Source organism: Chrysiogenia bacterium (genome assembly GCA_020434085.1).
GTDB lineage: Bacteria > JAGRBM01 > JAGRBM01 > JAGRBM01 > JAGRBM01 > JAGRBM01.
This window is the reverse complement of sequence record JAGRBM010000089.1, coordinates 1-11,787: the sequence shown is the minus strand read 5'-3', so window position 1 is coordinate 11,787 and position 11,787 is coordinate 1. Positions and strand designations below refer to the sequence as shown.

Sequence of the window (11,787 nt, the reverse complement as noted above, 5' to 3'; positions counted from 1 at the left end):
TCTTTTCGTTGTGGTCGAGCATCTTCTGGAGCTCGGCAATTGCCTTGCGCGGCACGATCAGCCCGCGCTCACCCCAGCCATCACCCAGGTCGCCCATTTCGCTGCTGTCGGTCATCGCCAGACGGTGCCCGTCAGTGGCAACAAGACGCAGCAGCTTGCCCTTTTCAGCCTTCTCAAAATAGATGCCGTTGAGGTTGTAGCGTGTCTCGTCCGTAGAAACGGCATAGCGCGTGCGTGCAACCATCCGCTTGAGCGCCTCACTGCCGACCTCAAAGAACTTCCCGTCCTCGTAGCTTGGCAGGTTCGGATATTCGTCGGCCGGAAGCCCCGCGATGCGAGAGCGGAACTTGCCTACCTTGAACTCGAGCTGCTGATTCTCGACAAGCTTGAACTCCAGATCCTGATCGGGGAGTTCCTTGACGATGTCGAGGAGCTTTCTGGCCGGCACGGTAATTTTTCCGGCGGACTTCACCTTCGCCGGCACTTCGAGCCGCACACCGATTTCAAGGTCGGTGGCAACCATTCGCAGGCGCTTGTCATCGGCATCCATCAATACGTTGGAGAGAATCGGCATGGTGTTGCGCTTCTCAATGATGCCCTGGGTGGCGGTCAAGCCGGCGAGTAGATCTTGCTTGGAGATGGTCAATTGCATGGTTACTTTCCCTGCGGGCTCCGGATGTGGAGTTCTCTACTCTTACTCTTCTTATTTTTATTAATTAAACCAGTAGTAGTAGTAGAGCCTGTGGAACTGTTTAGATCCGGAAAAACCCCCCTCGTTTCCATAGGTTCGCCGAAGTAGTTCCCGTGGAGTAATTTCCGGGAAACTGCCGAACTTCCGCTGGTCGGGTCGGCTCCTGTGGAAGCCTTGTGTTTGTACCCCAGCCTTTTCCGGCCCGTCAACGTGTTCATCCCCAGGTTTGTGCCCAATTCGACGTGTTTTGAGGCAGCGTCGGGCTCTGATCGGGGCCTGGACCTTGCCAGCGTCGTACAAGGCGAAACAGCCCGCCAGGCATTTGCTAGGCGGGCGGATGGACTTTGGACCGGTGCGCGACTCAAGCCGGATGATTGAGCGCTTGCTCGATCGTCTGGAGCCGATGGCGCAGGTTGAGGTCCTGTTTCATTGCATTGTCGATCTTTTCGCAGGCGTAAATCACAGTCGAGTGATCGCGGCCGCCGAATTTTTCACCGATTTCGGGGAAGGATGCGCCCGTGAGCTTGCGGCACAGGAACATGGCAACCTGACGCGGAAGCGCAACGATCTTGTGCTTCCGCGGACCCTTGATGTCGGAAATCTTCACATTGAACTGTTCGGCCACAAGTTTCTGGATGTTCTCGATCGTCGGCTTGCGGTTGCGCTCGGCAACGGCGTGCTGGAAGAGCTCCTGCACCAATTCCAGGCTGGCTGGACGCTGGGAGAGCTCGCAGTAGGCCATGACGCGGTTCAGAGAGCCCTCAAGCTCGCGCATGTTGTTGCCGCAATAGGTTGCCAGGAAGTCGGCGACGTCATCACCCATGTTGAAGCCGAAGGTCTCGGCCTTGCGGCGGAGGATCGCGATGCGGGTCTCCAGCTCGGGGGGCTGAATGTCCACGGAGAGGCCCCAGTCGAGGCGGCTCTTGAGACGTTCTTCGAGGCCGCCAATCTCGCGCGCGGGCTTGTCTGAGGTCACGACGATCTGTTTGCCCTGGTGGTGAAGCTCTTCGAAGGTATGGAAAAACTCTTCCTGGGTGGTTTCCTTGCCGGCGATGAACTGGATGTCGTCGATCAGCAGGATGTCGCAGTCGCGGCGATACTTCTTCTTGAACTCCTCCATCTTGTGGTGCTGGATGGAGCTGACCACTTCGTTGGTGAAATTCTCACTGGAGACATAAACAATTCGAAGGTTCGGATGCTGGTCCAGAATTCGGTTGCCGATGGCGTTCACAAGGTGCGTCTTGCCAAGGCCCACGCCGCCGAAGATGAACAGCGGGTTGTAGTCATTGCGATGCGGGTTGTCGGCCACCGCCCGGCAGGCGGCATGGGCGAAGTCATTGGACTTGCCCACGACGAAGTTCTCGAACACGTAGCGCGGACTCAGCCGGTTGCCGATGACGCGCTCACGCGCGGCGCTGGGGTTGCGATGCGGGGGCACCGGCTGGGGCGGGCGCGAGGGCGCGGTGCTCTGGGCCGGGTTGTGACCGTTGCCGGCGCGCGCGGGATCGTCCGCAGCGACTTCCAGCACGATCTGGTAGCGCTCGGCAAACGATTCGTAGATCTTGTTCTGGAAGAGATCGAGGAAACCTTCCTGCAGGTAGTCCTTGAAGAAGACGCTGGGAACCTGGAGGTACATGCGCTCGCCTTCGAGCCGACCGAAACGAATGGGGCGAACCCATCGATCAAAGGTCGAGTCCTTCATGGACTGTTGGAAAAGCGGAAGCGAGCGTTCCCAGAGGTTCTCCATTTTACGTGCATTTCCCCCGGTGTGCGGCCTGGCGAGGGGGAGTTTTCCCCACACTTTGCCCACAACTGTGAATAAGTCGAAAAAGCCTACGAATTACGGACGGTTAGCCGCACTTCGAGGGACAAATTTCGACGTGTTTACGCAAGGTCTTTGGACCCGATCCCAGAATGTTCAAACGTGGATGAAAACTTCCCACCAAAAACAAACGCCCTGTCAGTACAACAGGGCGAATAACCTCCCATTCCGACGACGAAACCGGGGAAAAAATCACCATTTTCCCGAATTTTGCCGCCAGTTCCCACCGGCTCTTCCCAAGCCAGTCAGAGGGGAGAAAAAGACCCAAACCACTGACAGGACGGCAGTCTATTCGACCCCCAACGGGATGCAAGAAAAAAGAACAACTTTCGTTAACTTCCTGAAATTACTTGGATAATTCAATTTTAATGTTTTCACAGGAGTTATCCACAGTTGTGGGTAAAGTTGTGAATCCCTCCGGAATCAGGCCATTTGCGCGACTGTGTCGGCGTTACTTGAGAAATGTGACATAAGTGATTGAAATTACTTATGAATTTGGTGAGCATCCGGGAGACTCATGCAGAAGCCCCCCTAAGGGCACGGAGAGCCAAAACTGTCACGACGAGCATGTGAAGATTCGGAAAAAATGTCCCGTCCTTGCCCTCGGGCGGCTCTGCTTCGCAAATTGTTGCTGGCGCAGGGCGGGTGGGACTACGCTTGGCGCTCCATGCACGATGCATCAAAAAGAATTCTGGCCTTTCTTTGGTTGCTTGTCCTTCCGGTGTTGGCGGGTTGCGGCTCCAATGACCCCTATTTTCCGGTGTCCATTTCGATGAACCTGAACAGCCCCAACCTGGCCGTCGACGAGCGCGGCGTGCAGCAGGTGATCGACGTCGACCTGGTGAGCGGCTGCACCCTGTTCAGCCGGCTGGCACTGCAGGACGAGGTCGCCGGCGTCTGGCCCGTGGAAACCACGCGGGTTGTCGGGACCACCGGTTTTGTGACCTACCGCTCGCTCTATAGCTGTGCAGAGATCGGACCGGACAACGCGAACATCCCCTACAGTTTCTGGGACCTGCAGTGGGACCTGACGGACGTGAACGCGGGGTTCACCCCGACGCCCCTGAGCAGCCCGCCGGTCAACGATACCAGTCCGGGTTCGCTCATCGTCAGCGGGACCGACGTGCCGCTGGCGAGAAACCACACGTATCTGGTGGGGACCACGGATGCCGACGTCGAGCTCATCATCACCCAGGACAGTGCGCCGCCTACCAACGCGCAGGATTCGACGCTGCGCTCGCATTTCATCTACAACGGCGTGCGCCTGAATCCCGGGCTGCCGATCTTCAACAATCCCGACACGGTGAGGGCGGTTTCGCGTTGTCTGGTGATCGACAAGATCATCGTGCGCCCGCATGATCCGGGTGCCGCGGCCTGTCCGTAAGCAACCCCCCCCGAGGACCTCTCGTGAGCAAGTTTTCCGACCGCGCCTTCGTGGCTTTCCAGGGGCTTCTTCCCCAGCACGCGCTTTCGGCCTTTGTGGGCTGGCTGACGCGCCTGAAGGCCCGCGCCCTGGTGCGCGCAGTCGGGCGTTTTTTTGTGAAGCTCTATGACATCAACATTGAAGAAGCGGTGGTGCCCGAGGGTGGTTTCGCCGACTTCGACGCCTTCTTTACGCGCAAGCTCAAGCCCGGCGCGCGCAGCATCGATGCAGGCGAAAAGAGCATCGTCTCACCCGTGGACGGCGCAGTCTCTTCCGCCGGACCCATTGAGGAAGGGCGCATCTACCAGGCCAAGGGTCGCGACTATGCCATGGCCGAGCTGCTGGGAAGTGAGGCCGAGGCCGAGAAATTCCTGGGCGGCCAGTTCGCAACAATCTATCTCTCGCCGCGCGACTACCACCGCATGCATGCGCCCGCGGCCGGCGTGGTAACTCGCATGGCCTACTTGCCCGGCTATCTCTTTGCCGTCAATCCGCGCACGGTGCGCGCGCGTGAGGCGCTCTTCTCGCGCAATGAGCGCGTGGCCATTTCCTTCGACACGCCCGCCGGACCCATGGCGATGGTGTTCGTGGGGGCGCTCATCGTGGGGAGCATCTCGGTCGCGTGGGAGGGCGTCGTCGCCCCGGCGAAGGGAAGCAAGAAGGGCCGCCCGCGCGTGTGGGACTACAGCGAGAAAGACGCCCCGCGCTTTGCCAAGGGCGACGAGGTGGGCCGCTTCCACATGGGCTCGACCGTGGTGCTGCTGGTTCCAAAGGGAACGGGGAAGTTGGGCGAACTCTCTCCCGAGCAGAAAATGGTTCTGGGTGAGGTGATTGGAAATCTGACCTAGCGCGGCGTCTTTTCGACGCGCACATTCTTCAAACGCACGGTTCCCCGGTCAGCGAAGGTGAGCTGCAGACGGATGCGATCGGGCGCCTGGCCTTTCTGCAGAAAGAACGGCGCGGAATATTCCGACCAGTCCATGTTTCCCTGAAGCGGCGTGTCGAGCGCCTTCGAGAAGAACTCCCCTTTGCCCGGAAAACGCACCCACATCTCCAGATAGGCGGCGCCGAAAACGCCCTCGGCCTTTGCGCTGGCCTGATAGGCGATGCGGCTCGCGTTGAGATTCGTCACGGGAAATTCGAAGAGGCGCACGCTCTGGGGTGAAGCCACGGTGACGATCCATTCGTCGCCGTCTGCGCGAACCAGATCGCTGGCAATGGGAGCAGCAATTCCGGGGGTGAAGGCGCGCAGGATGTTCTCGTTGGTCGGCGCGACCGCCTCGTTCTTGCAGGCGCTGAGTAGCACGAAGATCAGCACTGACAGGTATCGATGTTTCATAGACAGGATTCCTCCCTCGCTCTGTGCGCGGCTTCTTCCAGTGCGGCGGCCATCTGCGATCCAATGAGAAAACGCCTGCCGTCCTTGAAGACGAGCTGCAATCCCTCGTTGCCGCTCACATTCCAGGCCTTGTTTTTTCCCAGGCCGCGAACGCCCCAGCCACCGTATTCGAAAATGGGACGGTAATGCCGCGCCTCGACCGTGGCGATTTCGCTCCAGGGAAAAAAGCGGTCCCGGGTAAGCGGAAAGAATCGCACGGCAATGCCGTCCACGCGGATTTCGGTCACGAGCTTGCCGCATCCGTAAAGATAATAGAGGCCGATATTCACCACGACGAGCAACGCGAGCACCAGCCAGATGAACCACGGCGGCATGGGACGCCCCTGCTGGGCGGCACAGTTGAGCTCGTAAAACGAAGTGACCAGCACGCCAGTCATAATCAGCGCGCCCGGCAGCATGATCCAGCCGGTCCAGGCTTTACGGAAAAGCTGCTCCTCGCGCAGGATGGGTTTGCCATTCTGGTTCATCGTCCGCGCATTGTACGCAACAGGGAGGCGCAAAGAAAAAGGCCGCACAACGCGCGGCCTTCCCCTGTTTTGAAGGTGATGAAATCAGGCGGAGAGGGCCGCCTCGATGTCGGCGCGCAGACCCTTGTCGGCCGGGGCGATGTTGCTGGGGTAGAACTTGATCACCTCGCCGTCCTTGCCGACCAGGTATTTGCAGAAGTTCCAGTTGGGTACTTCGCCGCCGGCGGTGAGGAACGCATACACCGGTGACTGGCTGCCGCCCGGCTTCACTTCGACTTTTTCGAACATGGGAAACTTCACGGCGAACTTGGTCTCGCAGAAGTTCTGGATCTCCTCGGCGCTGCCGGGTTCCTGGGCGCCGAACTGGTTGCAGGGAAAGCCGAGCACGGCAAAGCCCTTGCCCGAGAGCTCTTCGTGCAGGGCCTGCAGGCCCTTGTATTGCGGGGTGAAGCCGCAGGCACTGGCCACGTTCACGACGAGGGTGACCTTGCCCTTGAAGTCGGAAAGATCGGCGGCGGCGCCGCCAAGTGAACTGGTCTTCTGATCGTAGAGGGACATTCGTGACTCCTTCAGCTCTCGCTCAATGCAATTTTTGGAAATGTGAGGGCGAACGCCTCGATGCGCTCCGCCCCAAGTTCATTCAGGTGCGCTTCGATCTTTTCGGCGGCTTCAAGGAGCGGCGCCACGGAGATGCCCTGGCAGCTCGGCACGAAGGGGCGAAGCTTGGGAATGCCGCGCTCGAGCATCTTTACTGCGCCGCGCCAGTTGCCGTTCTCGATGTGGTAGAGGGCGATGCCGATCTGCAGGATGCCCTGGTAGAGAATGCGCTGTTGACCCACTTCGCGCACCCAGTGCTCTTCGATGGTGTCGTGACAGGGGTAATAATCGCCGGCGTTGAACTCGGCGATGGCGGTTCGGATGGCCTCCGGCAGCGGCTCGCTCACCGTGATCGGGCCCTCTGGGATCTCAATGGCCATGGAGTGGTTCTATAATCGCCGCCGGCCGCAGCGACCAGCCGCGAGGGTGGCAGTGAAGGGGCAGCATGAAATTCGATTCCAAGGACGCCGCGCGCGCCCATGCGTGGGAGCAGCTCACCGAGCGGAGGCAGGCGCGTTTTCCCTTCCCGGTAAAGGGGCGGATCCCCAACTTTGCCGGCGCGCGCGAGGCGGCAGGGCGGCTCTTCACGCTGCCGATCTGGGAGGGCGTGCGCGCCATCAAGATCAATCCCGATTCGCCCCAGCTTCCGGTGCGTGAAATGGCGCTTGCGCGCGGCATTACGCTCTATATGCCGACGCCAAGACTTGCTGCCGGTTTCATGCGATTCGATCCGGCAAGAATTCCGGCGGACAAATACCGCGAAGCGGCGACGCTCTCGAAGTGCAAGCCCTGGGCCGAGGAAGTCTCGCTGGAGGAGCTGCCGCAGGTGGACCTGATCGTGTGCGGTTCGGTCGTCATCACCGCGACAGGCAAGCGTTGCGGCAAGGGACACGGATACAGCGATCTCGAATACGGCATCTTGCGCGCCCTGGGCCACGACCCGGTCCCGGTGCTGACCACGGTGCACGAGCTTCAGGTGGCCAAAGATTTTCCGCGCGATGAAAACGACGTGCCGCTCTCGTGGATCGTGACGCCGGAACGCGTGATCGAAGTGAAGAATCCGCCGCCTGCGCCCACGGGGATCGACTGGGAAAAACTCAGCGAAAAAGACCTGGAAGAAATGCCGGTGCTGGCCGATTTGAAAGCGCGCGTTGCGCCTCAGTAATACCAGCCCAGATAGCCGCCGACCTCATCGCGGACCGTGCCGGCACGGGCCCAGCCGCGCAGCTCCACATTGCGCGAGAGATAGAAGGCGGTTTCCACTTTCACATCCCACACGTCGCGGCGCTCGTTCTTGATGGGGTCGCGGTCGCCCCAGATCGGATAGAGGTAGCGGGCCTCGGCCTGTACCTGCCAGAAATCGGCGAGGTCCACGATGATGCCGCCCGATGCAATGGGGGCAATGCGGTAGTTCTTGGAAAACCCGTCGCCGCCCTCGGCAAGCGCTTCGCCAAAGACGTAGAAAGTTTCGCTCCGCCACAGACCCGTACGGTAGGAAAGCCCGCCACCCACATTCGCGCCGCCGGTCAAACAGTGAATTTCCTCGCAGTATGTCTCGCGCGGAAGCGAGCCGCCGACCGAGGCCTTCCACGAGAGCCGGAAGGACCAGGGATCGAGCGGCCAGAGCGAGAAGATCTTGAAAACCTCGTAGTTTTCGATGGTGAACTCATTCTTGTTGGCCGAGAAGTTGCCCGGATCGTGGGTGAAGCGCATCCGGATCGAACCCATCTCCAGAAAGCTGCCGGGCTCGAACCCCTTGGGCGGCGAAAGAAAATCACGCAGCGCCGGGCGCCAGAGAATTTCCTCGAAGACGCTCGCGCGCGAGACGCCCGCGCCCGCGGCAATGCGGCCGGAGTGGTGGGATTCATCGGGCCGCACGGGGGTGGGGACTTCGTAACTGGGCGATCGCGCATCGATTGCCGCGCGCCGGGCAAGAATCTCGCGGTCGGCGTTCTTGGCAGCATCCTGTTCGACATCGCCGCGCTGCATGCGGTAACGCAGGTAGAGATCGGCGGTATCGAGCACGAGCCCCTGGCGTTCGGGCGTCAGTGCGCCGATACCCTCGAAGCGCCCGGGACCCAGTTCTTCGGCAATTTGTTCGGTTAGCGTGCGTTCCTCGCGGCTCATGTGCTCACGCGCGGTAAGGGTCTGTTTGTAGAAAGAGGGCCGGTAGCTGATTTTTCCGATGAGCTGCTTGTCGGCGAGCAGGGAGCGCACGGTATCGATTGGGATGGCCCACGTGCGGTACTGTTCGCGAAGATGGAGGTCGGGGCGCGCGATCTCGATCACGGCAAGCAGATGGTACGAGCAGTTCTCGTCAAAGAACCAGTAGTCGAAATGCGTGCCGCCCAGCTCCCAGAGGTGGCGCGCCATGGAATCAATCTGGTCCTGCGTGAGGTTGAGGTCGTATTCCCAGAGGTCGCGGTTCTCGAGATTCGAATATTTCTGGACCCGCATGTAGTAGGGAATCGTCTGAAAGTAGCCGTCGTAGCCGCCCCAGAGCCCCTTGGCTGCGTAGATCACGCCCGGGTCGTTGCCGATCTTTGCCGAGAAATTGATGATCGTCGAGAGCAGGTCGCTGCCCGGCGGCGCGTCCTTCTTGTCGAAGCGCAGGAAGGTGTGCCCGTACATGGACGCCGGGTTGTTGAGATACGCGGCGGCGAAGATGAGCTTCACGCTCCCGGGGTTGAGCCGGGAATACCAGTAATCGAAATCGGGACAAGCCACCGCGGGAACACGCGCGGGATCGAGCTGCAGCTCTTGCCGGAGCCAGTGAAAACGCTCGGGAAAGCGGCATTGGGCGTGGGTTTCGCCTTCAACGGGCTCGGCAAGGAAGCCGCGGATGTCGGCATCGAGTTCCGCGACCGGGTCGTCTTTGCCGTCATCGGCGAGAAAAAACGCTTCGCCGTCGGCCTCGCTGCGCCAGCCGGTGAAGATGTGAAAGCGATAGTGAAGGAGCAGGGTCCAGTATCGCGAATTGCCCAGGTCGCGCGCGCGGGCCTGCGAAATGAGTTCGGCGGCATAGCCATCATCGGCAGCGAAGGCGCGAGCCGGCAACAGACTCAGGCCCAGCAGAATTGCGATGAAAAGGACTCGGTTCATTGGTCTCAAGCGGGCTCCCCGCGTGTGGGCCGCGAGAATAGTGAATGGGCCCACCGGAGCCAAAACGAAAAGCGCCGGGCCCTTGCAGGCCCGGCGCCGGGTTGACGATTCGTGGACGCGCTAGATTCGCGAGCAGCTCTTCGCCAGGGCCGCGTCCGAGCGCAATACACCGCGCACGGAGTGAACGACCTGCACGGGCTGTGCGCCCTCGGCGAAGATCTGGCCGTAGTGGGCCTTGGTGGCGGTGGCGAACCGGTCCTGCACATCGGCACTGCAGCCCATGAGGGTGGCAAATGCGGTGAGGTATTCGCCCTCTCCCTTGGCCATTTCGCGAGAGATCTCATCGTAGGCGACTTCAGCGAAGGCCTCCTGCTCACGGTCGTAGGAGAAGAGTCCCTTGCTGCCACAGTTCGAAGTGCCGGTGGTCAGGCCAAAGGTCTGGCTGCCGAAGGTGCCGTTGGTCGTGGCGGCCAGAATCTCCGAGAGAACGCCGTTGTTGAAAATTTTCCGCATCTCCCCGGAAGGTCCGAAAATCATGGAGCCCAGACCGCAACCGGCCGGGCCGTAGCTGGCCGCGTTCGCGGCAGGAATGGCAGCCGCGAAAATGAGCGCGGCGCAGAGGATTGCGGATCGAATGAGTTTCATGGGAATGCCTCCAACTGAACAAATGGAACGTCGTGAAGGCAAAGACTAGCCGGGTGGAGCGCCGGGGCAAAGCGCAAAACCGTGACAAAAAAAGAGGGAGGCCCGAAGGCCTCCCTCAACGTGGAACAGAGTGGTTCCGATTTACAGACGCGAGCAGCTCTTGGCGAGCGAAGCGTCGTCACGAAGCAGGCTCTTGACGGAGCTCACGACGTCGCTGGCCGAAGCCTCGGCGCCGAAAATCTTGCCGTAGTTGGCCTTGGTCACACTGGCGAAGTCGCTGTGGACATCGGCACTGCAACCCATGACGGTCGCAAAAGCGGTGAGGTACTCACCCTCGCCCTTGGCCATTTCGCGGGAAATTTCGTCGTAGCTGACTTCGGCGAAGAGCTCCTGCTCCTTCTCCATCATCGCCATGCCGCCCGAGGTGCAGTTGGACGTGCCGGTGGTGATGCCGAAGGTCTGGCTGCCGAAGGTGCCATTGGTGGTGGCGGCGAGCACTTCGCTCACCTTGGAGTTGCCGATGGACTTGCCCATCTCACCGGAGGGGCCAAACACCATCGAGCCGAGGCCGCAACCGGCCATGCCGTAGCTGGCGGCACTGGCCGGAGCGGCCACAAATGCCATCATGGCAACCATGGAAACAATGCTCAAAATCTTCTTCATACTTAAATCCTCCCTGGATTTGTTTTGCCTGGATTTCGGCTCCCCGCCGACCAAGCATCCCTGCGCTTGAATTGGTGCAGAAGTATAATGTCTCATTTCGCGACTATAGAAGAGGGGGGCGAAATTTTTTTGAGCACAGTTTTGCGCGTTCTTGCTATCGATTTTTTGTGGCTTCTTGTCACTTCGATTCGATCACGTGGGGGAGCACATCGGTGCGGGCGCGCTCGATATCGCCGAGGAAATCGATCTCCGTCCAGGCCATGCCGGTCACGTCTTCGTGCCCGAAAAGCCCCTCCAGGACCATGTCACGCAAAACGTCATCGTAGGAATCCTGGGGGTGTTCTGCCTTGCTGCGCGCGTTGGTGCGCTCAATCAGGAAGCCCAGCGCCTCGGGGCTGACCTTAAAAAAGCCGATGGATTCCCCGGTCACATCGGACTGTCCGGTCCACTTCTTTCGAAAGTCAACGGGCCTGTCACTGACGATGGGAACGAGAACGGGGTCATCATCGTCGGTGGAATACTCCTGATCGATGAGCAACGCAGTGGGGTGCTTCGACTCGACGAGGCGGCGTAAAATCTCGGTCGGATAAAGAACATCGCCGTCCATGAGGAGCACCGGTTCACCCAGGCCCTCGAGTTCGGGAATGGAAGTGCGAAAGCTGAGCACGCTGCCATCGAGAAAATCGGGGTTGTGCAGGGTGCGCGTCGTAAGCCCGTGGTGCGCGGCGACTCTCTCAAGCTCGGCCTCGACCAGCTCGCGCTTGTGGCCGGTGATGACGACGAGTTCGCTGATGCCCAGCCGCTTGAGGTGCACCGCGTGCCATTCGAGCAGCGTCTTGCCGCCGAACGCGAGCAGCACCTTGTGGGTATCGACATAGTCCGGGCCCAGGCGGTTGCCGCGACCGGCGACGTAGAGAATCGCTTTCATAGTTCCTCCGCGGTTTCGCGCCGCGCCTTTTCAGCCAGCGCGCGGATGCT

General features: G+C 60.3%; 13 protein-coding genes. 3 read left to right on the top strand and 10 right to left on the bottom strand.

Going from position 1 to position 11,787, the window contains the following annotated elements; genetic code table 11:
• Together dnaN and dnaA are read right to left on the bottom strand one after the other, a co-directional pair.
• Positions 1-652: DNA polymerase III subunit beta (dnaN, locus tag KDH09_03150; GenBank protein MCB0218667.1), on the bottom strand; the 652-nt coding region annotated here is incomplete at its 3' end.
• 400 nt (positions 653-1,052) lie between these two features.
• The gene (dnaA, locus tag KDH09_03145; GenBank protein ID MCB0218666.1) at positions 1,053-2,438 is read right to left on the bottom strand and encodes a chromosomal replication initiator protein DnaA; all 1,386 of its coding nucleotides are present in this window, start codon (positions 2,436-2,438) and stop codon (positions 1,053-1,055) included.
• 847 nt (positions 2,439-3,285) lie between these two features.
• Between dnaA and KDH09_03140 the strand changes: the two genes are divergently transcribed.
• Together KDH09_03140 and psd are read left to right on the top strand one after the other, a co-directional pair.
• Positions 3,286-3,897: a hypothetical protein gene (locus tag KDH09_03140; protein ID MCB0218665.1), complete on the top strand. Its 612-nt coding sequence runs from the start codon at positions 3,286-3,288 to the stop codon at positions 3,895-3,897.
• Positions 3,898-3,920: 23 nt separating this feature from the next.
• Positions 3,921-4,784: a phosphatidylserine decarboxylase gene (psd, locus tag KDH09_03135; protein MCB0218664.1), complete on the top strand. Its 864-nt coding sequence runs from the start codon at positions 3,921-3,923 to the stop codon at positions 4,782-4,784.
• On the opposite strand, the gene KDH09_03130 is transcribed toward psd, so the two are convergent.
• The 4 genes from KDH09_03130 to KDH09_03115 all read right to left on the bottom strand — a co-directional run bounded on the left by KDH09_03130 (position 4,781) and on the right by KDH09_03115 (position 6,779).
• Entirely contained in the window at positions 4,781-5,275 is a 495-nt protein-coding gene (locus KDH09_03130; protein MCB0218663.1) for a hypothetical protein, read from the bottom strand. The two genes, psd and KDH09_03130, sit on opposite strands and share 4 nt — an antisense overlap.
• Entirely contained in the window at positions 5,272-5,802 is a 531-nt protein-coding gene (locus tag KDH09_03125; GenBank protein MCB0218662.1) for a hypothetical protein, read from the bottom strand. Before KDH09_03125 ends, KDH09_03130 begins: the two co-directional genes overlap by 4 nt.
• Positions 5,803-5,886: 84 nt before the next feature.
• Positions 5,887-6,360, bottom strand: coding sequence for a glutathione peroxidase (locus KDH09_03120; GenBank protein MCB0218661.1), 474 nt, complete (start codon positions 6,358-6,360; stop codon positions 5,887-5,889).
• An 11-nt stretch (positions 6,361-6,371) separates the two neighbouring features.
• Positions 6,372-6,779 (bottom strand): DUF309 domain-containing protein, encoded by a 408-nt coding sequence (locus KDH09_03115; GenBank protein MCB0218660.1) that lies wholly within the window; start codon positions 6,777-6,779, stop codon positions 6,372-6,374.
• A gap of 65 nt (positions 6,780-6,844) precedes the next feature.
• On the opposite strand from KDH09_03115, the gene KDH09_03110 reads away from it, so the two are divergent.
• Complete coding sequence (locus tag KDH09_03110; protein ID MCB0218659.1) at positions 6,845-7,564, top strand: 5-formyltetrahydrofolate cyclo-ligase; 720 nt, start codon at positions 6,845-6,847, stop codon at positions 7,562-7,564.
• Here KDH09_03110 and KDH09_03105 read toward each other — a convergent pair.
• The 4 genes from KDH09_03105 to KDH09_03090 form a co-directional block, all read right to left on the bottom strand.
• Positions 7,558-9,501, bottom strand: coding sequence for a DUF4105 domain-containing protein (locus KDH09_03105; GenBank protein MCB0218658.1), 1,944 nt, complete (start codon positions 9,499-9,501; stop codon positions 7,558-7,560). The genes KDH09_03110 and KDH09_03105 overlap by 7 nt on opposite strands.
• 120 nt (positions 9,502-9,621) lie before the next feature.
• Positions 9,622-10,146: a DUF3015 domain-containing protein gene (locus KDH09_03100; protein ID MCB0218657.1), complete on the bottom strand. Its 525-nt coding sequence runs from the start codon at positions 10,144-10,146 to the stop codon at positions 9,622-9,624.
• A 141-nt stretch (positions 10,147-10,287) separates the two neighbouring features.
• The gene (locus KDH09_03095; GenBank protein MCB0218656.1) at positions 10,288-10,809 is read right to left on the bottom strand and encodes a DUF3015 domain-containing protein; all 522 of its coding nucleotides are present in this window, start codon (positions 10,807-10,809) and stop codon (positions 10,288-10,290) included.
• 178 nt (positions 10,810-10,987) lie between these two features.
• Positions 10,988-11,737: an NTP transferase domain-containing protein gene (locus tag KDH09_03090; protein ID MCB0218655.1), complete on the bottom strand. Its 750-nt coding sequence runs from the start codon at positions 11,735-11,737 to the stop codon at positions 10,988-10,990.
• Positions 11,738-11,787 lie beyond the last annotated feature (50 nt).